The following is a 24,263-nucleotide window of genomic DNA, read 5'->3' on the forward strand; positions in this document are numbered from 1 at the left end:
CCATGACCCGGCAGGTCTCGCGCACGACGACGCTGCGGCGGCTCGGGTTCGCCGACGCCGAGATCGCGGTGGGTCGCCTCGAGGACCCGGCACTCGCCACGCACGTCGCCCGGGCGACCGGCGCCGGCGCATCGCTGGAGGAGGCACTGGGTCGGGTCGCCGACCCCGACCTGGCCCTGCTCGCGCTGCTACGTCTTGCCGAGGCGGCCGCGCAGGGACCGGCCGAGGAGCCGCTCGGCCGGCTGCTCGTCGAGGACGGCGAGCCCCGGCGGCGTCTCCTGGCCGTGCTGGGGCTCTCGACGGCGCTGGGCAACGCGCTGGTCGCGCGGCCGGAGGCCGTCGAGCTGCTCCTGGACCACCCCGGGGAACGGTCGGTGCTGACCCACCGCGACGGCGAGGTGCGTGCCGACGCCCTGCGGGCGGTGGGCGCCGACCCCGACCACGTCGCCCCGGTCGCCGGGCTGGGCGGCGAGGACGGCGTGGCCGCGTTGCGCCGCGCCTATCGCCGCCGCCTCCTGCAGATCGCGGCGGACGACCTCACCTGCCCGGATCCCCTCGAGGCCTTCCCGCAGGTCGCCTCGGCGATCGCGGACGCGGTGGCCGCGGCCCTCGAGGCGGCCCTCGCCGTCGCCCGGGCGGACGTCCCGAGGTCGGAGCAGGCGCGGCTGGCGGTCATCGGCATGGGGAAGACCGGCGGGCGGGAGCTGAACTACATCTCCGACGTCGACGTCGTCTATGTCGTCGAGCCGGCCGAGGGAGCGCAGGAGGCGGAGGCACTCCGGGTCGGGACCAGCCTGGCCACCGCCCTCGCGCGGAACGTCTCCGCCGTCGGGACGGAGCCGGCGCTCTGGCCGCTCGACGCGAACCTCCGGCCCGAGGGCAAGGACGGCCCGCTGGTGCGGACGCTCGCCTCGCACGTCACCTACTACGAGCGGTGGGCCAAAGGGTGGGAGTTCCAGGCGCTGCTCAAGGCGCGTCCCGTCGCGGGCGACGTCGAGCTCGGGCGGGCGTACTGCGACGCGGTGGCCCCGCTGGTCTTCCACGCCGTGGAGAAGGAGCGGTTCGTGGAGGACAGCCAGGCGATGCGGCGGCGGGTCGAGGCCCACATCCCGGCGGCCGAGGCGGACCGGCAGCTGAAGCTCGGTGCCGGCGGCCTGCGGGACGTGGAGTTCACCGTCCAGCTGCTGCAGCTGGTGCACGGCCGGACGGACCCGTCGATCCGTTCCGGGACCACCCTCGACGGGCTCGCGCAGCTTGCGGCCGGTGAGTATGTCGCGCGGGACGACGCCGAGCTCCTGGACCATCACTACCGGTTCCTGCGGGTCCTCGAGCACCGCATCCAGCTGCACCGGTTGCGCCGCTCCCATCTGGTCCCGACCGCGCAGGAGGACCTGCGGCGACTGGGCCGCGCCATGAGGGTCGACGGTGTCCAGGGTGCCGACTCGCTCACCGCACGGCTGCGTCAGGTGCGGCGCGAGGTGCGGCATCTGCACGAGGAGATCTTCTACCGCCCCCTGCTGCCGCTCACCGCCCGGCTGAGCACGTCCGACGTCTCGCTCGCCCCGGAGGCGGCCCGGGCCCGGCTCGCCGCCATCGGTTACCACGACCCGGCCGGCGCGCTGCACCACATCGCCGCGCTCACCGAGGGCATCTCCCGGGCGGCGAGCATCCAGCGGCAGCTGCTGCCGGTGATGCTCGGCTGGTTCGCGGAGGGCCCGGCACCGGACGCAGGGCTGCTGGCGTTCCGGAAGCTGTCCGAGGTCATCGGAGGCACGCCGTGGTACCTGAAGCTGCTGCGGGACTCCGGGGAGATGCCGCGCCGGCTGGCACAGGTGCTCTCCACGTCCCGGTACGTCGCGGACGCACTGGGACGGCTGCCGGAGGCCGTGGCCTGGCTGGACGAGGTGGGCGAGCTGAGCCCGCGCACGCCGGAAGGGCTCGCCGCCGAGCTCAAGGCGCTCCAGGCACGCCGCAGCGATCCCTTCGAGAAGGTCCTCGCGGGCCGCTACCTGCGGCGCCGGGGTCTGCTGCGTGCCGCGATCGGTGACGTGCTGGGCATGGGAGAGCCGACGCGGTCGGCGGCCCTCATCACCGAGGCGGCCGATGTGGCGCTGCAGGGGGCGTTGCGCGTGGCCGTGGCCGAGGCGACGGCGCAGGCAGGTCTGGACTCGCCGCCGTCGAGGTACCTCGTGGTCGCGATGGGACGACTCGGTGGCCGCGAGATGGGGTACGTCTCGGATGCCGACGTGCTGTTCGTCCACGACCCGCTGCCGGACGCGGACGAGGAGCTCGCCACGCGCGTGGCCCTCGAGGTGGCGTCGCGGGTGCGGTCCTCGCTCCAGCAGGCCGCGACCGAGCCGGTCCTCGAGGTCGACGCGGACCTGCGGCCGGAGGGGCGCAACGGTCCGCTGACGCGGTCGCTGGCGTCCTACGCCGAGTACTACGAGCGGTGGGTCGAGCCCTGGGAGCGGCAGGCGCTGCTGCGTGCCCGGCCGGTGGCCGGCGACGCGGAGCTCGCGGCCCGGTTCGAGGCGATGATCGATCCGCTGCGCTACCCGGAGGGCGGTCTGCCGGACACCCAGGTCCGGGAGCTGCGCAGGATCAAGGCCCGGGTGGAGAGCGAGCGGATGCCGCGGGGGGTGGCTCCGAGCCGGCACGTCAAGCTCGGTCCCGGTGGCCTGAGCGACGTCGAGTGGACGGTGCAGCTGCTGCAGCTGCGGCACGGGGGAGCCGTGCCCGAGCTGCGGACCACCGGGACGCTGGGGGCCCTGGACGCCCTCCGGGCGGCTGAGCTGGTGCCGGCCGAGCAGACCGCGCTGCTCGCGGAGGCGTGGCTGCTGGCCTCGCGCATCCGGGACGCGATCGTCCTCGGCTCCGGCCGGACGAGCGGACGGCGGGCCGACGTACTGCCGCACGAGGTGGGCGAGCTCGAGGTGGTCGCCCGGATCCTCGGCCACGAGCCGGGCGGGCGGCTCGACCTGGAGGAGCGGTGGTTGCGCACCGCGAGGAGGGCCCGCGCCGCGGCCGAAGAGCTTTTCTACGGCTGATCGAGGGCGTGCTCGCCGACGGCCTCGACACGAAGGACCTCGTGGTCGACGGTCCCGGTCACGGTCACCTCCGTGGACTCCAGCCCGGCCAGCTCGTTGCCGAGGGTCTCGACCGTGCCGTCGCCGTCCAGGTCAGCGGGCGCCGACCTGGAGGTGTCAGCGACATGCACCGCGCTGCCGCCGACCGTCCAGCCGCCGCCGGCCACGCGGGCAAGCTCGCCCGTCAGGGTCTCTCGGACGGGTTCGGCGGGACCCTCGTCCGGTGTGCTGCCCGTCTCCTCGTCCGTGGGCTGCTCGCCCTCGATGGGTGTGGCCGCGGGCTGCTCGTCCGTGGGCGGCTCGTCCTCGGTGGGGGCGGTCCCGGGCTGCTCGTCCGTGGGCGGCTCGTCCTCGGTGGGTGTGGCCGCGGGCTGCTCGTCCGTGGGCGGCTCGTCCTCGGTGGGTGTGGCCGCGGGCTGCTCGTCCGTGGGCGGCTCGCCCTCGGTGGGGGCGGTCCCGGGCTGCTCGTCCGTGGGCGGCTCGCCCTCGGTGGGGGTGGTCCCGGGCTGCTCGTCCGGCTGAGGGGTCGAGGGCTCGCTCGGCTCGGCGGGTGGTGTCGGGCTCTCGGACGGGTCCGGTTCGGCGGGTCTGTCGTCACGGGGCGTCTCGCGCCCGTGCAACCGGCCCGGCTCGTCCCGCGGTGCCGGCCGGTCCGACGGCCCCGGTTCATCCTGCGGCCCGTTCTCCCGGCCGCTGTTCTCCCGGCCGCCGAGGGCGCCGCCGACACTGGTGCCGGGCACGTCGGGCCCGGATGCTGTCGGGCCCACCGGGAGTGTGGGAGTCGTCCCGGTCCGGTAACGCTCCATGAGCGCCAGGACCAGGTCGGCGTAGGCGTCCGAGTGGTTGTAGCGCAGCACCGCGGCGCGCAGGTCCGCGGGATCGGACAGGTCGGCGTCGCCGGCGCAGAGGTAGACGGCGGCGCCGAGCGCGGCGTCGTGGATGTCGTTCGGGTCGCTGACCCCGTTGCCGTCGCCGTCGGACGCGACGGCCGCCCAGGTCGAGGGGATGAACTGCATCGGGCCCACGGCACGGTCCCAGACCGTGTCGCCGTCGTACGCGCCACCGTCGGTGTCGCGGATCGCTGCGACGGGGCCGACGCCGTTCAGCGGCAGGCCGAGGATGCGCGGCGAGGTGAGGCCGTCGGCGCCGACCACCGCACCGCCGTACCGTCCGTGGTTCGACTCGACCTGGCCGATCGCGGCCAGCAGCGTCCAGTCCAGGTGGCAACCCGGGTCGAGCCGGGCGAGGTCGGAGGCTGCGTCGCGGTACGCCTGCAGGACGACCGCAGGAACGCCGCCGGATGCGGTCGCCGACCCGGCCGTGATGACCTCGGAGGTCGTGCGCCCGGGCTCCCGTGCGTGCCCACGACTGACGGTGACGGTCACCGCCCACCCGTTCTGCGAGTCGACCCAGTCGGCGTGGGGCGTGGTGCGGACGGGAGTGCTGACCGGCGCGGGCTCGACATCGCGTGGTCCGTCCGGTCGTGAGGCGCCCGTCCCGGCGTCGGGCGCCCACGCCGACGCCGGGAGGGGCAGCAGGACTGCCAGGCTCAGCACGATGCCGACGATCCGTGACTTCGCGCCCATCGGTTGGCCTCCCCGTCGAGCTTCCGCGAGTCCAGTTCGACCGTAGACCCAGGTCAACCGGCCTGCCACAGGAACGGACCACCCACAGGCGGCATGCCACCCCGTCGGCTACGTCTCGGCCGGGCACGGATCACTGCGCCCAGACGCTGTCTCTCCTGCATGGCCCGAATCAGGGGTGATGTCCGTGACCTCCCCGATGTCGCGGCAGCTCGTACGGCGCACGCTGGTGAGCTCAGGTCCGCGAGTGTGAGGAGTGCACCATGCTGATGCCGACCCTCTCGGTGACGGCGATCGGTCTCGTCGTCGCGGCAGTCTGGATGATCCGCGGCCGGCCGGCCACCGCCACGCTGCTGAAGGGTCTCGTCGGCGCCTGGCTGGGTTTCCTGGCCGGCGCGCTGGTAGGCGTGGTCTTCGACGTCGTCCTGCTCGACGGCATCTATGTGGCGTTGTTCGGCCACGCCTTTGCCGTGGTCGGGGCGGTGCTCGTCGTCATCCGGAGGCCTGCTGTCACCGATGAGACCAGCGGATAGGCTGCCGAGGGTGACCTCCGATGGTGCCGCCGGCGGCGACGACTCTGGCGATGACACACCGGGGCGGGGGAGCTTCGGCTGGGCGGCATACACCTGAGGTCATCGCTCGGGGGCGGTCCGGGCCTCCTTGGGCGTGAGCGAGGGACCGATCGAGGCCGGGTCAGGCTTCTTCTTGCCGTCTTCGCCGACCATGCGTGGTGCCGGTTTGACGGGCCAGCGCTCGACGACGCGGCAACGCAGGTCGTGCCCGTGGATGGCGGCGCCGGCGTTCCACAGGATGGCGAGCAGGACGACGGCGACCGAGACGACCAGGGTGATCTGCGCCTGCGTCACGAGACCACCGAACGTCTCACGGGCGCCGCCGTAGAGCGTCGCGACGTCCTCCATGCCTCCGGTGCCGAGGCTGTGGACCGCCCACCCGAACGTGACGCCCAGCGACGCGACGACGGTCAGGGCCTGAGCGAGCACCACGGGCTGTCGAGCGGCGTACTTCTGCAGCAGGGCGCCGGGCGGCCGAGGTGCCTCCGGGTCGTTCAGCGCGTCGGTCAGGATCGCCCGCTCGCCCTGCTGGACCGCGGACCCGGCGAAGTACCCGAGGATGGCGAGCACGACGCCGACGCCCATGAGGGCTGCGAAGAGCCAGATGCCGACGTCGAGCACAGCCTCGATCCCGGCGGCGTGGTCCACCCGTGGGCCGGCCTCGGTCGTCGAGCGATGCGGGTGGGTGACGAACAGCCACAGCTGTAGGAGGCCGAAGCCGAGGCCGAGGCACGTTGCTGCGGCAACCTCGTATCGCGTCGCCACCGTCTTCCGCCGACGGAGCGTGTCCGGGAGCCCCGCCCCGTCCGCGTTCGTCCGGGAGGGTGCGGGTGCCGCACGGTTCCACGCCGCTCGCTCCTCGACGGTGGTCCAGTGCGCCGCGATCGCGAGTCGCCGACGGCGGTAGGCAGGCCGGCCGAGGAGTGAGAGGACGACCAGCAGGCCGCAGGCTCCGGTCACCGCGACGATGGTCGCGAGGAACTCCATCTCGCTGTCGTTGACGGTGAAGGCGGCGACGACGCAGAACAACAGTCCGAGCCCTGCGAGGCAGACCGAGAAGAGGAAGAAGGCGAAGAACGGCGGTTCGGCCGCCACGAGGTCGACCTGGCTCGGATGGGGCACGGCGGTGCGTGGGGCGCCGCGTGCTGCTGCCCGGGCGAGGGCTCGGGAGGTGATCGTCTCGCGCAGTGCGAACAGGACCGTGGTCAGCAGCCCCACTCCGAAGGGCAGGGCGAGCACGGGCGCCGCCGCGGCGCGCGCGAGCTGGTCCAGTGCCGTGCTCGTGCCCGGATCTAGCACCCCCTCCTCGGCGACCAACCCGACTGCGAGCATGAGCAGGAACGCCAGCCCGGTGCCGAGAAGGAACGGAATGAGCGCGTTGATCGCCGCGTTCACCAGCTCGCCGACGAGCCCGACCGGGTAGACGCGCCAGTGTGGACGGTCAGGGTGGGGCGGCTGGGTCACGGTTGTGGTTCCTGCTCGGTGGGCCTCGGGCAGAGCAGACTATGCAGTGCACCGGTCCGAACGGCAAGGGCCTGCGACTGCGCGGTCGCGGGACCATGGCCGAGGCATGCACACCGCCGCCGGGGCAGAACCCGGCGACCCCCGGGAAGGAGAGTCCGTGGACCTGCTAGCCCTGCAACACCGGGCCGCCGAACGCGCCGAGGAGCTGCCCGGTTCCGAGCTGACCCACCCCTTCGGCCCGGACTGGGACGTCTGGAAGGTCCGGCAGAAGGTCTTCATGCTCCAGACCGACATCACCGGCGAACCGCTGGTCATCCTCAAGGCCATCCCCGAGGACGCCCGGGAGCTGCGTGAGACCCACACCCACGTCACGGCCGGCTATCACATGAACAAGAGGCACTGGATCACCCTGCACGCCGGCGGCGACGTCGACGCCGACCTCGCCGCGGAGCTGGTGACGGAGTCCTATCTGCTGGTGGTCCGGAAGAACGTGCCGCGACGGGAACGGCCGGTGGACCCGGAGACCTTCGGCCGCTGAGGCGCTCCGGAGGCGCCCCGGCACGAGAGGCGCCATCGGACGCCTTCCAGGAGTCGACATCGTCCTGGTGCCAGGTCTGGTGCCAGGTTCGGGCCACCGGCTTCTGCGACACACACAACCAAGAACGGCGACTGACGCTGGAAGACGTCGAGAGACGTCTCCGCAGGTCAGCCGCCGTTCTCGGCAACTACTGAGAGGGGTTGGAGAGCCCCGGATCAGATGTCGTAGTACAGCTCGAACTCGTGCGGGTGCGGGCGCAGCCGCAGCGGGTCGATCTCGTTCTCGCGCTTGTACTCGATCCAGGTCTCGATGAGGTCCTCGGTGAACACGTCACCCTGGGTGAGGAACTCGTGGTCCGCCTCGAGCGCGTCGAGCACCTTCGGCAGCGAGTCCGGGACCTGACCGATCGCGGCGTGCTCCTCCGGCGGGAGCTCGTAGAGGTCCTTGTCCACCGGCTCCGGCGGCTCGATCCGGTTCTGGATGCCGTCCAGGCCGGCCATGAGCATGGCGGAGAACGCGAGGTACGGGTTCGACGAGGGGTCCGGCACGCGGAACTCGATGCGCTTGGCCTTCGGCGAGGAGCCGGTGATCGGGATGCGGATGCAGGCGGAGCGGTTCCGCGCCGAGTAGACCAGGTTCACCGGCGCCTCGAAGCCGGGAACCAGGCGGTGGTAGGAGTTCACGGTCGGGTTGGTGAACGCCAGCAGCGACGGCGCGTGCTTGAGCAGACCGCCGATGTACCAGCGTGCCGTGTCGGACAGGCCGCCGTAGCCGCGCTCGTCGAAGAACAGCGGCTCGCCGTCCTTCCAGAGCGACTGGTGGGAGTGCATGCCCGAGCCGTTGTCACCGAACAGCGGCTTCGGCATGAAGGTCGCCGTCTTGCCCGCGTTCCACGCCGTGTTCTTGACGATGTACTTGAACTTCAGCACGTCGTCGGCGGCGTGACGGAGCGTGCCGAAGCGGTAGTTGATCTCCTGCTGACCGGCCGTGCCCACCTCGTGGTGCGCGCGCTCCACCTCGAGCCCGACGTTCTGCATCTCGGTGACGATCTCGTCGCGCAGGTCGGCGAACTGGTCGGACGGGGAGACGGGGAAGTACCCGCCCTTGTACCGAGTCTTGTAGGCCTGGTTGTTCCCGTCCTCCTCACGGCCCGTGTTCCACGCCGCCTCGTTGGAGTCGAGGTAGTAGAAGCTGGAGTGCTGGTCGGTGGAGAACCGGACGTCGTCGAAGATGTAGAACTCGGCCTCGGCGCCGAAGTAGGCGGTGTCGGCGATGCCGGTCGTCTTCAGGTACGCCTCCGCCTTGGCGGCGATGTTCCGCGGGTCGCGGGAGTAGGCCTCACCGGTGAACGGGTCGACGATCGAGAAGTTCACCACGAGGGTCTTCTGCTTGCGGAACGGGTCGACGAACGCACTCGTCACGTCGGGGACCAGCTTCATGTCCGACTCGTGGATCGCCTGGAACCCACGGATCGACGACCCGTCGAACATCAGCCCGTCGGTGAAGGCGTCCGGGGTGAACGCCTCCACCGGGATGTTGAAGTGCTGCATGATGCCCGGCAGGTCGCAGAAGCGGACGTCGACGAACTTGACGTCCTGCTCCTTCGTGAAGGCGATGGCTTCCTCGGGTGTCGAGAACATCCGATAGCTCCTTGAGGGTGGGGTCCAGGGGACGGCCAGGATCTCGGCTTGCGAACATCCCGACGCTAGCCCGGGGCAGTTACCCCAGTGTCACCCGGATGTGTCAGGCACGTTACGTCCGTCCATCCTCCGACCATCGCGGACGCCCGGTTAGGCTCGTGCGGTGCCCGATCCCGAGCTCCCGCCCACGGCCGGCCCGCTGCGGCGGCTCGTTGGTCTTGCCATCGACTGGGCGCTCGCCTCGGTGCTCAGCGCGGGCTTCTTCGATCTGGCTCCGATGGCGACACTCGGGATCTTCGCCCTCATGACCGTCGCCACGGTGGCCGTCTTCAGCGCGAGCCCGGGGCACCTGGTCGCCGGCCTGGCGGTCCGCACGCCGGGCCGAGGTCCCGCCGGGCCGGTGCGGGCCCTGATCCGGACCGTGCTGCTGTGCCTCGTGATCCCCGCCGTCGTGTGGACCGGGGACGGCCGCGGCCTGCACGACGTCGCCGCCGGCACCACGATCACGAAGATCCGGTAGCAGACCTACCCTCACGCTCCGCTCCGGCCGGGTGCTCGTTCCTCGCCCCCAACCTCCGCTCGCGTTCGTCAGCGACCCTTGAGCGCCTTCCGGTCGGGCCGCGCCCGCATGGGGTCCACACCCTTCGGCACCGGCAGCTTCGCGCTCCCGAGCGCCTGCATGCGCTTGGCGACCTGCGCGACCTCAGCGGAGGTGAGCCGCTTGGGCAGGCGCTGCACGGTGCGGATGAGCTTGCCGATCGGCACCTGTCCGTCGTCGTTGCCGTACTGGACCAGGTGGACCGGCACGTTCGGGGCGACCCGCGAGACCTTGCGCTTCTCGTCGTTCAGCATCCGGTTCACCCGGTGGCTCGGACCCTCGGAGATCAGCACGATCCCGGGCCGGCCGATCATCCGGAAGACCACGTCCTGCGTCCGGGGGTTGACCGCGACCGGCTCCTCCTCGAGGTTCCAGCCGCGCCGGATCTGGCCGAGCACCGCGCCGACGGCCCCGGGGCGGCCGTCGATCTGCTTGTAGCTGGCCTTCCGGACCTGCACCGCGAGGATGACCATCATGAGGGTCACCGACAGCAGGAGCCCGAAGAAGCTCATGTAGATCGGGTGACCCCAGGCGAAGCCGATGGCCAGCGCCGCGCCCATGACGAGGACGAACGTGCCGATCAGCAGCCAGGTGATGGACGGGTAGACCTGCCGCGTGAGCTTGTAGGCGTCACGGACGTTGTGGTACCAGCGCTGCTTCTTCTCCTTGGGTGCAGCGTCGCCGGTCGACTCGGAGTCAGACTTCGTTCGGGCCATGATCCCCAAGGATACGTGTCACGAGCCGACCGGGACGCCCAGCCGGCTGACGACGGAGCTCGCCTCCTGCCGGGAGGTCGTCTCCTCGGTGAGGTGCGCGAGCGCCTCGGGCACGGGACGGCCCTTCTTCGTCATCGCGCGAGCCCAGAGGCGCCCGGCCCGGTAGGACGAACGCACCATCGGTCCGGCCATGACGCCGAGGAAGCCGATCTCCTCGGCGATCTCGGAGAGCTCGACGAACTCCTCCGGCTTGACCCATCGCTCGACGGGGTGGTGCCGCACCGACGGGCGCAGGTACTGGTTGATGGTGAGCAGGTCGCAGCGGGCGTCGCGCAGCAGCTGCATCGCCTCGACGACCTCGTCGAACGTCTCACCCATGCCCAGCATGAGGTTGGACTTGGTCACCAGGCCTTCCTCGGCGGCCATCGTCAGCACCCGGAGGGACCGCTCGTAACGGAAGCCGGGTCGGATGCGGCGGAAGATGCGGGGCACCGTCTCGAGGTTGTGGGCGAGGACCTCCGGCCGCGAGGAGAAGACCTCGGCGAGCTGGTCCGGGTCGGCGTCGAAGTCCGGGATGAGCAGCTCCACGCCCGTCCCCGGGTTCTGCTCGTGGATCTGGCGCACCGTCTCCGCGTACAGCCAGGCCCCGCCGTCGTCCAGGTCGTCGCGGGCCACACCCGTGACCGTGGAGTACTTCAGGCCCATCTGCCTGACCGAGTCGGCGACCTTCATCGGCTCCATGCGGTCCAGCGGGGACGGCTTCCCGGTGTCGATCTGGCAGAAGTCGCAGCGACGGGTGCACTGCGAGCCACCGATGAGGAACGTCGCCTCGCGGTCCTCCCAGCACTCGAAGATGTTGGGACAGCCGGCCTCCTCGCACACCGTGTGCAGACCGCGACCGTGCACCAGCTGCTTGAGGTCCCGATACTCCGGACCCATCACGGCCTTGGTCTTGATCCACTCGGGCTTGCGCTCGATGGGCGTCTCCGCGTTACGTGCCTCGACGCGGAGCATCCTGCGGCCTTCGGGCTTGACGCTCACCCTCGTGATCCTACGCAGAGACCGGGGCGGGTTCGCGACCGGCCACGAGGGGTGTGAGCGCGCTCACCAGCTCGGCGGCGAGATCGTCGGCGAGGTCGAGCGGGGTGACCTGCCGGCCGGTCTCCACGCTGAGCGTGGTGACGTCGGCGTCGTCGATGCCGCACGGGATGATGCGGTCGTAGGCACTCAGGTCCGGGCAGGCGTTGAGGGCGATCCCGTGCATCGTCACGCCGCGCGCCACCCGCACCCCGACGGCGCACAGCTTGCGGTCCCGTCCGCGGGCGTCGGCGCGGACCCACACCCCGGAGCGTCCCTCGACGCGGCCGGCCTCCACGCCGTGACGGGCCGCGACGGCGATGACCGCCTCCTCGAGCGCTCGGACGTACGCGACGACGTCGATCGGCTCGGCGAGCCGCACGATGGGGTACGCGACGAGCTGTCCCGGGCCGTGCCAGGTGATGCGGCCGCCACGGTCGACGTCGACGACCTCGGTGCCGTCGGTCGGTCGCTCGGCACGCGAGGTGCGCTTGCCCGCGGTGTAGACACTCGTGTGCTCGAGGAGGAGCACCGTGTCCGGTCGGGCGCCGTCGACGACGGCGGTGTGGATCTCACGCTGGAGCTCCCAGCCGCGGTGGTAGTCGACGAGGCCCGAACCCAGGTCCACGCGCTGCAGCTCCACCCGCCGATCGTAACCCCGCTGCGCAGGACCGGCCGGCCCGTACGAATTGCGGAGGTCCCGCAGCGACCTGACGATGAGCCGACCCGTCGACAGCACGGGCGTGTCATGAGGATCGGGACAACCCATGAAGCGCAGGTCCGCCGCGTTGGTGGTGCTCCTCGTCGTGGCCTGGCTCGTGGTCGCCGCGTACGGCGGGCGGGCGCAGGGCACCCTCTCCGAGGTCCAGCAGAACGACGACGCCGCCTTCCTCCCGGACAGCGCCGAGTCGACCCGCGCGGCACGCCTCGCCGAGGAGTTCTCGCAGGGGACCACCTTGCCCGCCCTCGTCGTGCTGCGGCCGGCGGACGGCGCGACGGTGACGCCGGAGGACCTGGCCGAGGCCGGGGACCTGGCGGCCCGGATCCCCGAGCTGCCGATGCCCGGTGGGGGAACCCTCGCCGACTCGCTCACCGGCGACGTCCCGGTCGTGCCGGCCGAGGACGGCCGCGCCGTGATGCTGCCCGTGGCGCTCGACGGAGAGCTCGCGGAGGACCAGGTCGAGGGCGCGGAGGAGAGCCTCGCCGAGGTCGCCGTCGCCGAGCTGCGCGGACTAGCCGCGGAGCGGCTGCAGGGGACCGGTCTGGAGGCCTGGGTGACCGGCCCTGCCGGATTCGTGGCCGACCTCGTCTCGGCGTTCGGAGCAATCGACGGCATCCTGCTCGCCGTCGCGCTCGGCGTGGTGCTGCTCATCCTCCTGGTCGTCTACCGCTCGCCGTTCCTGCCGTTCACCGTCCTGCTGACCGCGGTCTTCGGGCTCTGCGCGGCGGCCCTCGTCGTCAAGCCGCTCGCGGAGGCGGGGACGCTCGTCCTGAATGGCCAGAGCCAGGGGATCCTCTCGATCCTGGTCGTCGGGGCTGCCACCGACTACTCCCTGCTGCTGGTGGCCCGGTACCGGGAGGAGCTGCACCGCCACGAGGCGCCGGCCGCCGCGATGCGCGCCGCCTGGCGGGCGTCGTGGGAGCCCGTCGCGGCCAGCGCCGGCACGGTCGTCGTCGGTCTGCTCTGCCTGCTCCTGTCGGACCTGCGGTCCAACTCCAGCCTCGGTCCGGTGGCGGCGATCGGCATCGTGTGCTCCGTCCTGGCCGCGCTGACCCTGCTGCCGGCACTGCTCCTGCTCCCCGGACGCCGTGCCCGCCTCGTCTTCTGGCCCCGGGTCCCGCGGCGCCCCGACGACCCGGGGCTGCGGGGCCGGCACGCGGCCACCCGCCCGGACCTGTGGTCCAGGGTCGCGAACCTGGTGAGCATCCGCGCGCGGCCGGTGTGGGCCGGGACGGCGCTCGTGCTGCTCGCCGGCGCGGCGTTCGTGCCATCGCTGCGCGCCGACGGCACGAGCGAGAGCGACGTGTTCCTCGCCGAGGTGGGCTCGGTCACGGGGGAGGAGGTCCTCGCCGAGCACTTCCAGGCCGGTGCCGTCCAGCCCGCCGTCGTCCTGACCAGCGAGGGCACCGGCCAGCAGGTGGTCGACGTCGCGGGCCGGGTCGAGGGCGTGGGCTCGGTGCGGACCACCAGCTCCGAGGGCGAACCCCTCGTCGTCGACGGCACGGTGCAGGTCGAGGTCGTCACCGAGGACGCGGCCGAGACGCTGCGTGCGCTGGAGACGGTCGGCAGGTTGCGGACGGCCGTGCAGGAGGTCGCTCCGGAGGCCCTTGTGGGCGGGCCGGCGGCCGAGCGGCTGGACACGCAGGCCGCCGCCGCTCGGGACCTGCGCACCATCGTCCCGGTGGTGCTCGCGGCGATCGTCGTCCTGCTGGCGCTGCTGCTCCGAGCGGTCCTGGCACCGCTGGTGCTCCTCGTCGCCAACGTGCTCTCCTTCGGGGCCACGATGGGACTGAGCGCCGTCGTGTTCAACCACGTCCTCGACCTTCCCGGCGCGGACCCCACCGTGCCGCTGTACGGGTTCGTCTTCCTCGTCGCCCTGGGGATCGACTACTCGATCTTCCTCATGACGCGGGTCCGGGAAGAGTCGCTCGTGCACGGGACTCGCACCGGCACACGGCGCGGGCTGGCGGCCACCGGTGGCGTCATCACCTCTGCGGGCCTGGTGCTGGCCGCGACGTTCAGTGCCCTGGCCGTGGTCCCGCTCCTGTTCCTCCTCCAGATCGCCTTCATCGTCGCGGTGGGTGTGCTCATCGACACGTTCGTGGTGCGGAGCCTGCTCGTGCCCGGCGCGGTGCACGACCTGGGCCGGCGCGTGTGGTGGCCGTGGCGGCGGGCCGTGCCTCCGGACTGAGACGAGATCCGTCCACAGCGGCCAGGCACACCGGCGGGCCTGTGGACAACGCCTGCGGCGCGCGGGGTGTACGTGGTTCTCTCCGGTCATGAGCGTCACCGACCTGCTCACCAGGCGTCGCACCCGCGACCCGGGGCGGCCGGTCGTGCCCGGCTACGCAGTGCACGGGCCCGTCGGGTTCGGCGCGGCCGGGCCGACCTGGGGAGCCCGGGACGAGACCGGGCGGGCGGTGGTGATCTCCTTCGTCCGCCTGCCCCCGGGCGACCGTGGCGCGGCGCTGCTCCGACGGCTGGCCGCGTTGCGCTCCACCGTGCACCGCCACCTCCCGGGCGTCCGGGACGTCGTCGCGCTCGAGGACGGCCGTTGCGCGATGGTCACCGAGGAGGTGCCCGGCCCGACGCTGGCGACCGTGCGCACTGCCCGCGGCGACCTCAGTCCCGGGGCGGCCGGCCTCGTGCTGGCCGGGCTGGCGTCGGCGGTCGGCGGCCTGCACGAGAAGGGCGTCATCCACGGGGACGTCGCGCCCTCCAACGTGATCCTCACGGCCGAAGGGGTGCCGGTGCTCGTGGACCTCGTGGGCGACGTCACGCACGAGAAGGGCACGCCGGGCTTCGTGGCGCCCGAGCGTCGCGTGGGCGCTCCGGCCAGCACGGCGGCCGACGTGTGGTCCCTCGCCGCCGTGGTGCGGTGGGCGAGCGGGGACCACCCGGACGTCACCCGTGCGCTGGCCGACGCCCTCTCGCCGGACCCGCGAGAGCGTCCCCGCGCGGCGGAGCTCGCTGCCCGGTGGACCACGCTCGGTGAGCCTGAGCAGGTCGAGCTGCCGTCCGTCGCAGACCTGGCGCAGGCAGGCCTGCGCGACCGGTCCGCGACCACCCAGCTCGCCACCACCCGGCGGGCCCGTGGCAGGCATCGGCGGCAGACGGGTCGACGGCGTGCGGTCGCCGGGGCGGGCGCGGCCGTGGTGGCGGGCCTCGTGGCCACCGCCGGGGCGGCCACCGACTGGGCGAGCGGCACGGAGCAGGTCAGCGACGAACGGGCCGCCGCGGCGGTCACTGCGCTGCTCGCGGCGCGTGACGAGGCGCTGGCCGCCGGAGACGTCCGTGCGCTGCGGGAGCTCACCGTGCCGGAAAGCACCGCCGCGGCGCGCGACGCCGACCTCATGAGGGGCTTCGGTGACGCGGGCGTGCGACCGGACGGACTGCGCACGAGGGTCGAGCGTGTGCGCCTCCTCGATCGGGACGCATCGCTGGACGGACCCTGGCGGGCGGAGGTCGTCACGCGGCAGGAGGAGTACGTCCTGAGAGGGGCGGGTGAGGTCGACGGCACGGTCGTGCCTGGGCAGGAGCCGCGGTGCACCGTCCTGGAGATCGTCGGGCCGCGCTGGCAGGTGGCGGACGTGGCGGCGTGCCCCGGTGACGGCTGAGGCCCGGCACCAGTGGTGACGGCTGAGGCCCTGCAGCGGTGACGCTGCAGGGCCTCAGCCGAGTCGTGATCGGATCCGGGTGAGGATCAGACCCCGAGGTCGGTCTCGAAGGAGCCCTCTTCCAGACGTGCCTTGACGGCCATGAGGAAGCGGCCGGCGTCGGCTCCGTCCACCAGGCGGTGGTCGTACGTGAGGGAGAGGTAGACGATCGAGCGGATCCCGATCGTCTCGTTGCCGTCCGCGTCCTTCACCACCATCGGCCGCTTGGTGATGACACCCGTGCCGAGGATGGCGACCTCCGGCTGGTTGATGATCGGGGTGTCGATGAGCAACCCGGCAGATCCGGTGTTCGTGATGGTGAAGGTCGAGCCGGAGAGCTCGTCCGGCTTGATCTGGTTCTTCCGGGCCCGGTCCGCCAGGTCGTTGACCGTCTTGGCGATGCCCCCGAGCGTGAGGTCGCCGGCGTCCTTGACCACCGAGACCAGCAGGCCGCGGTCGGTGTCCGTGGCGATGCCGATGTGCTCGGCGTCGTGGTAGCGGACCTGGTCGCCGTCGATCGTCGCGTTGAGCTTCGGGTGTCCCTTGAGCGCCTCGGTCACGGCCTTGACGAAGAAGGGCAGGAAGGTGAGCTTCGTGCCCTCACGCGCGGCGAACGCGTCCTTGGCGCGGGTGCGCAGTGCCGCCACCCGCGTCATGTCCACCTCGACGACGGACGTGAGCTGAGCGGAGGTGTCGAGCGACTCCTTCATGCGGCGCGAGATGACCTGCCGCAGGCGCGACATCTTCTCGGTCGTCCCGCGCAGCGGTGAGACCTCGACCGGCTTCGGCGCGGCGGGTGCCGCGGCGGCCGGGGCCGGTGCTGCCTGCTGGGCGGCGGCGGCCTCCTCGACGTCCTGCTTGCGGATGCGGCCACCGACGCCGGACCCGGTCACGGTGGACAGGTCGACACCCTTCTCGGCGGCGAGCTTGCGCACCAGGGGCGTGACGTACGCGGTCCCGGCACCCACCGTCGGCCGCTCGCGCGCCGGTTCGGGGGCGGCCGGCTTCTCCGTGGCCGGCTCCTCCGCGGCCGGGGCCTCCTGCTCCTGGGCAGGTTCCGTCGGCGCCGGTTCGGGGGTCGCGGCCGGCTCGGCCTCCGCCGGCTGCTCGGCCGCGGCAGGCTCCTCGGCGGGCGTTTCCTCCGCCTCCTCGGGCGGTGCGGCCTGCTCGGCCGCGGCGGGTGCGCCGTCGCCCGAGCCCACGATCGCGAGCTGCGCGCCGACCTCGACGGTCTCGTCCTCCGCGGCGAGGATCTTCAGGACGGTGCCCGCGACGGGCGAGGGCACCTCGGTGTCGACCTTGTCCGTGGAGACCTCGAGGAGCGGCTCGTCCACCTCGACGGTGTCGCCCTCGGCCTTCAGCCAGCGGGTGATCGTCCCCTCCGTGACGGACTCGCCGAGTGCCGGCATGGTCACCGCCTCGCCGGACGCGTCCCCACCGCCGGAGGCCTCACCGCCGCCGCTGGGTGCGGACGCCGTCGCCTCCTCCTGAGCCTCTGCGGGCTCCTGCGGCTCCTCCGAAGCGGGCTGGGCCGCCTCGACCTCCTCGGAGGCCGGTTCCTCGGAGGGCGTCGTGTCCTCGGAGGGCGTCGTGTCCGCGGATCCGTCGCCCGCGTCCTCGCCGCCACCGGCGGAGCCGTCCCCGACGACGGCGAGCTCGGCGCCGACCTCGACCGTGTCGTCCTCCTCGACGAGGATCTTCTCCACGACGCCGGCCACGGGCGAGGGCACCTCGGTGTCGACCTTGTCGGTCGAGACCTCGAGCAGCGGCTCGTCGACCTCGACCCTGTCCCCGACCGCCTTCAGCCACCGGGTGACCGTGCCTTCGGTGACGGACTCACCCAGCGCCGGCATCTTCACGGACTCAGACATGTCCTGGAATCTCCTTCGATCGGGTCAGTTGTGGGAGTGCAGCGGCTTGCCGGCCAGGGCCAGTGCTGCCTCGCCCAGGGCCTCGTCCTGCGTCGGGTGGCCGTGGACCAGGGCGGCGACGTCCTCCGGGTAGGCCTCCCAGTTGACGATGAGCTGTCCCTCGCCGACCAGCTCGCCGAGCCGTGCGCCGAGCATGTGGACGCCGACGATCGGACCGTCCTGCTCGCGGACGAGCTTCACGAAGCCGGCGGTCTGGAGGATCTGGCTCTTGCCGTTGCCGCCCAGGTTGTACTCGAGGGTGACGACCTTGTCCTCGCCGTACGTCTCCTTGGCCTGTGCCTCGGTGAGACCCACGGAGGCGACGTTCGGCTCGCTGTAGGTGACGCGCGGGATGCCGGACTCCACGATCGGCGGGGGGTTCAGGCCCGCGATCTCCTCAGCGACGAAGATGCCCTGCTGGAAGCCGCGGTGGGCCAGCTGCAGACCCGGGACGATGTCGCCGACCGCGTAGACGTTGCCGACCCCGGTGTGCAGCCGCTCGTTCGTGAGGACGAAGCCGCGTTCCATCGGGATGCCCTGCTCGGCGTAGCCCAGGCCGTCGGTGGCCGGGCCGCGCCCGACCGCGACCAGCAGCAGGTCCGCCTGGTAGGTCTTGCCGTCCTGGGTGGTGACCGTCACGCCGTTCTCGTCCTGCTCCACGCCGGAGAACATCGTGCTGGTGTGGAAGGCGATCTTGCGCTTGCGGAACGCGCGCTCGAGCCCCTTCGAGAGGGCCACGTCCTCGTTCGGGACGAGGTTCGGCAGGCCCTCGAGGATCGTGACCTCGGTGCCGAAGGAGCTCCACAGCGAGGCGAACTCGACGCCGATGACGCCGCCGCCCAGCACGATCGCGCTCTGCGGGACGAAGTCGAGCTCGAGTGCCTGCTCGGAGGTGATGACGCGGCCGCCGATCTCGAGCCCGGGGAGGGTCTTGGAGTACGAGCCGGACGCGAGGATCACGTTCTTGCCGGTGTACCGCTTCCCGTCCACCTCGACGGTGTCGGGGGAGACCAGCGTGCCCCAGCCCTGGATGACCTCGACCTTCCGGGAGGAGACCAGGCCCTGCAGCCCCTTGTACAGACGGCCGACGATCCCGTCCTTGAAGCTGCTGACGCCGGACATGTCGATGCCGTCGAGGGTGCCCTTGATCCCGAAGACGTCGCTCTCGCGGATCGTGTCCGCCACCTCGGCGGAGTGCAGCAACGCCTTGGTGGGGATGCAGCCACGGTGCAGGCATGTCCCGCCCACCTTGTCGGCCTCGACCATGGCGACGGACATGCCGAGCTCGGCGGCACGCAGCGCCGCCGCGTAACCCCCGCTCCCGGCACCCAGGATGACGATGTCGTACTCCTGCGATTCAGCCACGTACCTCTCCTCGAGTGCGCGAGATCAACCCTACGGGTTCAGTGTCAGCGAAGTGTCGCCGGTCATTGTTCCACCCGGTCGGCCGGGCGTCGCATCCGGCCGCGTTCCGCGCCGTGCGGTATCTCACACGCCAGGCGTCACCGGTCCGTCGGGCGGTGGCCGACCGTACCGTGAAGGCATGGGCCTGTTCACGAGGTGGGGTCACCGACGTCGTGCGCGCGCGACGTCGCCACGTGCCGAGGACCGTGCCGCGCGGGAGCGGACGCTGACCCACTTCCGGGAGTTCGTCGCCACACGGAAGGGCGTCGAGGCCTACGTCGAGCCGGCGACGGCGAACGACCCGGTCACCGTCGTGCTCGTCGCCACGACGGGGGAGTGGACCCGGCGCCGGGTTCCGGACGCGCCGTCCGGCTTCGCCCTCGCGCGTGAGCTCGGAGTGCCCGCGTACGACGTGCTGCGCACCGGGTACCCGCCGCGCATGCGGCGATGGAGCTCGCAGAACCGGCACCGCTGAGCCGCCGGTCTGGGTCAGCGGGAGCCGGCGGCCTCGAGGAGGCCGAGAAGCGTGCGGACCCCCATGCCCGTTCCGCCCTTCGGGGTGTACCCGTAGGGCCCGGACTCGTTGAAGGCCGGGCCTGCGACGTCGAGGTGGGCCCACGGAACCTCACCCACGAACTCCTTGAGGAAGAGGCCCGCCGTCAGCATGCCGCCCTCCCGGCCGCCGACGTTGGCGATGTCCGCGACGGCGGAGTCCAGCGAGGCGCGCAGCTCCGGCGGCAGCGGCATCGGCCAGAGCTGCTCCCCGGCCTCGTCACCGGCCGAGACGACGGCGGAGCGGACCTCGTCGTCGCCCATGACACCGGCGACCCGGGACCCGAGCGCGACGACCTGCGCACCGGTGAGCGTCGCGACGTCCAGGACGGCGTCCGGCTTCTCCTCGACGGCCGCGACGAGCGCGTCGGCCATGACGAGACGGCCCTCCGCGTCGGTGTTGAGTACCTCGACGGTGGTGCCGCCCCGCATCGTGACGACGTCCGACGGGCGCTGGGCGCCACCGCCGGGCATGTTCTCCGCCAACGCCAGCCAGCCGGTCACCTTGACGGGCAGGTTCAGCGCCGCGGCGGCGAGCACGGCGTGCAGGACGGTGGCGGCGCCCGCCATGTCGTCCTTCATGTTCTCCATGCTCTTGGCCGGCTTGAGCGACAGGCCGCCGGAGTCGAACGTGATCCCCTTGCCGACGAGCGCGTAGTGGGCGCGGGGACGGGTCGGGGAGTGGACCACCTTGACGAGGCGGGGCGGACGGGAGCTGCCCTGGCCGACCCCGAGGATCCCGCCGTAGCCGCCGGCGGCGAGCTGCTTCTCGTCCAGGACCGTGACCGAGACCTTCGACCCCTTCGCGGCGGACCGCGCGGCGTCGGCGAACGAGCCGGGGAAGAGGTGCTTGGGCGAGGCGTTGACGAGGTCGCGGGTGCCTCGGACCGCGTCCGCGACGACGACGGCCCGGGCGAGCGCGGCCTTCGCGTCCTTGGTCTTCGCGACAGGGGAGGCAAGCTGGAGGCGGGCCACCGGAGCCGGGTCGGAGCTGCGGTAGGCGTCGAAGCGGTAGGCGCCCATGAGCGCGCCCTCCGCAACGGCGGCCAGGCCGACGGTGTCGCCCGCCGGAAGGGCGAGCACGGCGGTGTCGGTGCCGGCCAGGGCGCGGGTGGCGGCACCGGCGGCGCGGCGGAGTGCCTCCGGGGCCGGGGTGTCGGACGTGCCCTCCAGCGGGCCGACGCCGGTGAGCACGACGACGCTGGCGGCGACGCCGTCGGGGGCGGGGACCCGGACGACCTCGTCGGCCTTGCCCGTCACGCCGAGCACCGGCAACAGGTCCGTCAGGCGGGACAGCGCCTTCGACCCGAGCGCGGAGGACAGGATCCGCGGCGCTGAGTCCTTCTTCGACCCGGCCTTCGTGCCGGGCGCGACGGCGACCACGATGGCGTCGGCGCTGGTCTTGGCTGGGTCCTTGGCGATGAGCTCGATGTCCGTCACGGTCAGCGATGCTATCCCGACGGCGGTAGGCTCCCGGGGTGCTCGCCTGTGTCCTGACCGCTGCGGCGCTCAGCGGCCTGCTGGGGGTGTGGGCGCTCTGGTACGTGGTGCGTGGGCGTCCCGTCCTGTTCAAGCAGCTCGTCGGGGCGGCGGTCGTGGAGGTCGCGCTCGTGGCCCAGCTCGTCGCGGCGCTCGTCGCGACCGGCGCGGGCGCGAGTCCCACCGAGCCGTGGACCTTCTGGGGGTACGTCATCACCGCACTCTTCCTGCTGCCGGTCGCCGCCGTCTGGGCGATGGCCGACCGCACGCGCACGAGCTCGCTCGCCCTGCTCGTCGTGTGCGTGGCCCTGGTGGCGATGCAGGCCCGCATCTGGCAGGTCTGGGCGGCATGAGCAGCGGCGACGACGAGCCGGTGCGCACCACACCGGCCGAGGACACCCGGCGGCCGGCGTACGGGCTGGGCCGGGTCCTGATCCTCGTCTACGGGATCTTCGCGCTCGCGGCGTCCGCCCGGGCGACGGTGCAGCTGATCGCGCGGGCGAGCGAGGCGCCCGTCGCCTACGGACTCTCCGCGCTGGCGGGGGCGGTGTACATCGCGGCGACGGTCGCGCTCGCCCACAACGGCCGGCGCATGCGACGCCTGGGTTGGACCGCGGTGCTGTTCGAGCTCGTCGGAGTGGTGGCCGTGGGAACCCTCAGCCTGCTGGAGCCACAGCTCTTCCCCGACGACACCGTGTGGAGCCGGTACGGCGCCGGCTACGGGTACGTGCCGGCCGTGCTGCCGCTGCTGGGCATCGCCTGGCTGTGGCACAGCGCGCCGGCCCGGATCGCCGCCCGGAGCGACCGGTGAGCCTGTACCGGCTGCTGTTCCGAGCCGTTCTGGTCCGACTGGACCCGGAACGGGCGCACGTGCTGGCGATGCGGCTCATCCGGGCCGCCGGCGCGGTGCCGGGCCTCTCCGGTGCCGTGCGGGCGGCCCTCGGGCGCCGCCCCGGGCACCCGGTCACCGTTCGGGGCCTGGCGAGGCCCGTCCCCGGCGTGCTGGGTCTCGCGGCCGGTCTCGACAAGGACGCCGACGCCGTCTCCGGGCTGGACATGCTCGGATTCGGGTTCGTCGAGGTGGGGACCGTGACCGCGCATCCCCAACCGGGCAACGAACGGCCCCGTCTGTGGCGAGAGCTCGGTCTGCGTGGGCTGCGCAACCGGATGGGGTTCAACAACGAGGGCGCGGCCGCGGCGGGAAGGCGGCTGCAGGAGCTGCGCCGCACGCGGCACGGCCGCTCGATCGTCGTCGGGGCGAACATCGGCAAGTCCAAGGTGACGCCGCTGGCCGAGGCCGCCGCCGACTACGAGATCTCGGCGCGGGAGGTGGCGCGCTGGGCCGACTACCTCGTGGTCAACGTGTCCTCCCCGAACACGCCGGGCCTGCGAGACCTGCAGGCGGTGGACTCGCTGCGGCCGATCCTGCTGGCTGTGCGGCGGGCCGCGGGGGAGGCAGCCGGCCGGGACGTCCCGCTGTTCGTGAAGATCGCGCCCGACCTGGCCCCGGAGGACCTCGATCGCGTGGCGGACCTGGTCCTCGAACTCGGGCTGACCGGGGTGGTGGCCACGAACACGACCATCGACCACGACCTCGGCCCGGGCGGACTGTCCGGCGAGCCGTTGCGGGAGCGGTCGAGGGCGGTCGTGGCACGGCTGCGCGCACGGCTCGGACCGGACCCGACGATCATCGGCGTCGGCGGGATCACCGACGTGGCCGACGCTCGCGCCATGCTGGACGCAGGCGCGGACCTGCTGCAGGCGTACTCGGCGTTCATCTACTGCGGGCCGGCCTGGCCCGGGCGGATGAACCGCGCCCTCGCGCAGCGCTGAGTCCGGGCGCGCGGGTGCCTGGTCTCCCGGGCGGTGGTGGAGCCTGGGAGCGGTAGGTGCGTCCTGACGGGGTGCGGGTGAGCACCGAGTGGCGCCCCTCCGGTGGGTCACGGTCGGTGCGTTGTCGCCAGCCTGGTGCCTGCTTGGCGTGGTTGCAGGCCTCGCACAGGCCCTGGCCGTTGGCCTCGCTGGTGGGTCCGTCGACCTCGCGGGGGACCACGTGGTCGAGGTGGCGGATGGGCGCGTCGCAGTACGGCATCCGGCAGATGCCCTGGTCCCGCTGCAGGAGGACATCGGCGAGGGCGCCGTCGAAGCAGCGTTGCTTCGAGGACATCGCGACGAGTCGTCCGGCCGGGTCGGTGTACAGGCGCCGGACCCATGCACCGGCGCTCTCGCTGAGCGCCTCGGAGAGCAGCAGTCGCGCGACCTGGGCGGGGACGACCTGGGTCGGCACCCCGGCGGCCGTCACGACGGCGGCCTCGTCGGCGCCACCCAGGAGCGCGGCGTCGGACATGGTGACGTTCACCGTCACCGGGACCGCGGGCGGACCGGGGTCGCTCGCCGAGCCGGTGTCGGCCGGGTGGTCGGCGGACTCGCCGTCGTGACCGTCCCCGAGCAATGGCAGCCCCGTCGTGCGCGCGACGAAGAGATCGGCCATGAGCTGGCCGCTGCCGCGCGCGTCACCGTCTCGGCGGATGGCCTCGGCGTCCCGGGTCAGCGCCGCATAGGCGGCGACGCCCTGCCCGAGCGGCAGCAGGGCGGTGACGTAACACATGGACTCCGGTGCCGGCCGGATGCTGACCCGCCGCTCGGCGGCGCACCGGGCGGCCCGCTGCACGAGCGGCTCCTGCTTGATCGCGATGGCCGCAGACCTTGCGAGGGCCACGAGCCGGCGCGTCCCGACGCCGTCGAGCTTGGCCGCGTCCGCGCAGACCTGCTTGTCGACCGCTCGCCTCTGGTCCACCTCGAGGCACACGGTCTCTCGCGCGAGCAGCATCGCCCGCCACTCGCTGAGGGTTCCGTCGCGGAGGCGGGCGCTCGTGTGGGGCAGGTCAGCCCGGAGGATCCTGGCGAACGCCAGCAGGTTGCGGCCGCGGTGCGTCGACTCGCGGCGTGCGAGCGCGATCTCGGTGGCCACGCCACGGCCGCGCCGGCGGGCCGGCACGCCGGCGATCCGCTCCTCCTCGCGGCGGGCGCCGTCCAGGTGGACGGAGGCGTCGGCCTGGACGGCGCTGGCAGTGGCCTTGAGCTGCTCGAGCTCGCCGATCAGGCCGACGAGAGCTCCTGGCTCAGTGGGCAGGCGTCCCTCGGCGAGCCGGGTACGGACCTGCCGCACCAACTTTTCCGTGAGCTCGGTCTCCTCCGTGAGCTCCGTCGCCGTGGACATGCTCGAACACTAGTGCGACCCACTGACATGGAGGTCAGGGACGAGCC

20 protein-coding genes are annotated in these 24,263 nt (G+C 72.6%); 10 read left to right on the plus strand and 10 right to left on the minus strand.

Translation table 11 applies throughout. The features are described 5' to 3' along the window. Positions 1–2 precede the first annotated feature (2 nt). On the plus strand, positions 3–3,047 hold the full coding sequence (locus ACFQQL_RS13025; protein ID WP_382395023.1) for a bifunctional [glutamine synthetase] adenylyltransferase/[glutamine synthetase]-adenylyl-L-tyrosine phosphorylase: 3,045 nt from the start codon (positions 3–5) through the stop codon (positions 3,045–3,047). Here the strand turns inward: ACFQQL_RS13025 and ACFQQL_RS13030 are convergent. Continuing rightward, a complete protein-coding gene (locus ACFQQL_RS13030; protein ID WP_382395025.1) occupies positions 3,038–4,672 on the minus strand; it encodes a lytic murein transglycosylase in 1,635 nt (544 codons plus the stop codon). The genes ACFQQL_RS13025 and ACFQQL_RS13030 overlap by 10 nt on opposite strands. 260 nt (positions 4,673–4,932) lie before the next feature. Here ACFQQL_RS13030 and ACFQQL_RS13035 point away from each other — a divergent pair, with 260 nt between their 5' ends. After that, positions 4,933–5,202 (plus strand): hypothetical protein, encoded by a 270-nt coding sequence (locus tag ACFQQL_RS13035; protein WP_382395027.1) that lies wholly within the window; start codon positions 4,933–4,935, stop codon positions 5,200–5,202. 99 nt (positions 5,203–5,301) lie between these two features. Here the strand turns inward: ACFQQL_RS13035 and ACFQQL_RS13040 are convergent, their stop codons facing one another. Next, a complete protein-coding gene (locus tag ACFQQL_RS13040; protein WP_382395029.1) occupies positions 5,302–6,705 on the minus strand; it encodes a hypothetical protein in 1,404 nt (467 codons plus the stop codon). 157 nt (positions 6,706–6,862) lie between these two features. On the opposite strand from ACFQQL_RS13040, the gene ACFQQL_RS13045 reads away from it, so the two are divergent. After that, on the plus strand, positions 6,863–7,243 hold the full coding sequence (locus ACFQQL_RS13045) for an MmcQ/YjbR family DNA-binding protein (RefSeq protein ID WP_382395031.1): 381 nt from the start codon (positions 6,863–6,865) through the stop codon (positions 7,241–7,243). 215 nt (positions 7,244–7,458) lie between these two features. Here the strand turns inward: ACFQQL_RS13045 and glnA are convergent, their stop codons facing one another. Beyond that, positions 7,459–8,883, minus strand: a complete 1,425-nt coding sequence (glnA, locus tag ACFQQL_RS13050; RefSeq protein ID WP_382395033.1) for a type I glutamate--ammonia ligase — start codon at positions 8,881–8,883, stop codon at positions 7,459–7,461. A 163-nt stretch (positions 8,884–9,046) separates the two neighbouring features. Between glnA and ACFQQL_RS13055 the strand changes: the two genes are divergently transcribed. Next, on the plus strand, positions 9,047–9,403 hold the full coding sequence (locus ACFQQL_RS13055; RefSeq protein ID WP_382395035.1) for an RDD family protein: 357 nt from the start codon (positions 9,047–9,049) through the stop codon (positions 9,401–9,403). A 68-nt stretch (positions 9,404–9,471) separates the two neighbouring features. Here the strand turns inward: ACFQQL_RS13055 and ACFQQL_RS13060 are convergent, their stop codons facing one another. From ACFQQL_RS13060 to lipB, 3 genes are read right to left on the minus strand one after another with little or no spacing between them, the layout of a single operon-like run. Next, a complete protein-coding gene (locus ACFQQL_RS13060) occupies positions 9,472–10,197 on the minus strand; it encodes a DUF4191 domain-containing protein (protein WP_382395037.1) in 726 nt (241 codons plus the stop codon). 18 nt (positions 10,198–10,215) lie between these two features. Further along, a complete protein-coding gene (gene lipA / locus ACFQQL_RS13065; RefSeq protein ID WP_382395039.1) occupies positions 10,216–11,238 on the minus strand; it encodes a lipoyl synthase in 1,023 nt (340 codons plus the stop codon). 10 nt (positions 11,239–11,248) lie between these two features. Further along, positions 11,249–11,917, minus strand: a complete 669-nt coding sequence (gene lipB / locus ACFQQL_RS13070) for a lipoyl(octanoyl) transferase LipB (RefSeq protein WP_382395041.1) — start codon at positions 11,915–11,917, stop codon at positions 11,249–11,251. Between the two features lie 124 nt (positions 11,918–12,041). On the opposite strand from lipB, the gene ACFQQL_RS13075 reads away from it, so the two are divergent. Continuing rightward, positions 12,042–14,186: an MMPL family transporter gene (locus ACFQQL_RS13075; RefSeq protein WP_382395043.1), complete on the plus strand. Its 2,145-nt coding sequence runs from the start codon at positions 12,042–12,044 to the stop codon at positions 14,184–14,186. Between the two features lie 88 nt (positions 14,187–14,274). Continuing rightward, positions 14,275–15,612 carry a protein kinase domain-containing protein gene (locus tag ACFQQL_RS13080; RefSeq protein ID WP_382395045.1) on the plus strand — a complete coding sequence of 446 codons (1,338 nt, stop codon included), beginning with the start codon at positions 14,275–14,277 and terminating at the stop codon, positions 15,610–15,612. Positions 15,613–15,698: 86 nt separating this feature from the next. Here ACFQQL_RS13080 and sucB read toward each other — a convergent pair whose 3' ends face one another. Continuing rightward, positions 15,699–17,522, minus strand: a complete 1,824-nt coding sequence (gene sucB / locus ACFQQL_RS13085) for a 2-oxoglutarate dehydrogenase, E2 component, dihydrolipoamide succinyltransferase (RefSeq protein ID WP_382395046.1) — start codon at positions 17,520–17,522, stop codon at positions 15,699–15,701. A 24-nt stretch (positions 17,523–17,546) separates the two neighbouring features. Then, entirely contained in the window at positions 17,547–18,926 is a 1,380-nt protein-coding gene (gene lpdA / locus ACFQQL_RS13090; protein ID WP_382395048.1) for a dihydrolipoyl dehydrogenase, read from the minus strand. 178 nt (positions 18,927–19,104) lie between these two features. On the opposite strand from lpdA, the gene ACFQQL_RS13095 reads away from it, so the two are divergent. Further along, positions 19,105–19,440, plus strand: a complete 336-nt coding sequence (locus ACFQQL_RS13095; RefSeq protein WP_382395050.1) for an oxidoreductase — start codon at positions 19,105–19,107, stop codon at positions 19,438–19,440. Positions 19,441–19,454: 14 nt separating this feature from the next. Here the strand turns inward: ACFQQL_RS13095 and ACFQQL_RS13100 are convergent, their stop codons facing one another. Beyond that, positions 19,455–20,957: a leucyl aminopeptidase gene (locus ACFQQL_RS13100; protein ID WP_382395052.1), complete on the minus strand. Its 1,503-nt coding sequence runs from the start codon at positions 20,955–20,957 to the stop codon at positions 19,455–19,457. Between the two features lie 38 nt (positions 20,958–20,995). Here ACFQQL_RS13100 and ACFQQL_RS13105 point away from each other — a divergent pair, with 38 nt between their 5' ends. Genes ACFQQL_RS13105 through ACFQQL_RS13115 form a run of 3 tightly spaced genes read left to right on the plus strand, consistent with a single transcriptional unit; the run spans position 20,996 to position 22,829 of the window. After that, complete coding sequence (locus tag ACFQQL_RS13105) at positions 20,996–21,349, plus strand: hypothetical protein (protein WP_382395054.1); 354 nt, start codon at positions 20,996–20,998, stop codon at positions 21,347–21,349. Continuing rightward, complete coding sequence (locus ACFQQL_RS13110; RefSeq protein WP_382395056.1) at positions 21,346–21,807, plus strand: hypothetical protein; 462 nt, start codon at positions 21,346–21,348, stop codon at positions 21,805–21,807. Before ACFQQL_RS13105 ends, ACFQQL_RS13110 begins: the two co-directional genes overlap by 4 nt. Then, entirely contained in the window at positions 21,804–22,829 is a 1,026-nt protein-coding gene (locus ACFQQL_RS13115) for a quinone-dependent dihydroorotate dehydrogenase (RefSeq protein WP_465254044.1), read from the plus strand. Before ACFQQL_RS13110 ends, ACFQQL_RS13115 begins: the two co-directional genes overlap by 4 nt. Here ACFQQL_RS13115 and ACFQQL_RS13120 read toward each other — a convergent pair. Beyond that, positions 22,771–24,216 (minus strand): HNH endonuclease, encoded by a 1,446-nt coding sequence (locus tag ACFQQL_RS13120; protein ID WP_382395058.1) that lies wholly within the window; start codon positions 24,214–24,216, stop codon positions 22,771–22,773. The two genes, ACFQQL_RS13115 and ACFQQL_RS13120, sit on opposite strands and share 59 nt — an antisense overlap. Positions 24,217–24,263 lie beyond the last annotated feature (47 nt).

It is taken from the genome of Georgenia alba (assembly GCF_042665525.1).
Taxonomy (GTDB): Bacteria; Actinomycetota; Actinomycetes; order Actinomycetales; family Actinomycetaceae; genus Allobogoriella; species Allobogoriella alba.

Coding starts and splice junctions, on each gene's coding strand:
- ACFQQL_RS13025 (WP_382395023.1), top strand. CDS start 3: ATGACCCGGCAGGTCTCGCGCACGACGACGCTGCGGCGGCTCGGGTTC.
- ACFQQL_RS13030 (WP_382395025.1), bottom strand. CDS start 4,672: ATGGGCGCGAAGTCACGGATCGTCGGCATCGTGCTGAGCCTGGCAGTC.
- ACFQQL_RS13035 (WP_382395027.1), top strand. CDS start 4,933: ATGCTGATGCCGACCCTCTCGGTGACGGCGATCGGTCTCGTCGTCGCG.
- glnA (WP_382395033.1), bottom strand. CDS start 8,883: ATGTTCTCGACACCCGAGGAAGCCATCGCCTTCACGAAGGAGCAGGAC.
- ACFQQL_RS13060 (WP_382395037.1), bottom strand. CDS start 10,197: ATGGCCCGAACGAAGTCTGACTCCGAGTCGACCGGCGACGCTGCACCC.
- ACFQQL_RS13075 (WP_382395043.1), top strand. CDS start 12,042: ATGAAGCGCAGGTCCGCCGCGTTGGTGGTGCTCCTCGTCGTGGCCTGG.
- ACFQQL_RS13080 (WP_382395045.1), top strand. CDS start 14,275: ATGAGCGTCACCGACCTGCTCACCAGGCGTCGCACCCGCGACCCGGGG.
- sucB (WP_382395046.1), bottom strand. CDS start 17,522: ATGTCTGAGTCCGTGAAGATGCCGGCGCTGGGTGAGTCCGTCACCGAA.
- ACFQQL_RS13095 (WP_382395050.1), top strand. CDS start 19,105: ATGGGCCTGTTCACGAGGTGGGGTCACCGACGTCGTGCGCGCGCGACG.
- ACFQQL_RS13110 (WP_382395056.1), top strand. CDS start 21,346: ATGAGCAGCGGCGACGACGAGCCGGTGCGCACCACACCGGCCGAGGAC.
- ACFQQL_RS13120 (WP_382395058.1), bottom strand. CDS start 24,216: ATGTCCACGGCGACGGAGCTCACGGAGGAGACCGAGCTCACGGAAAAG.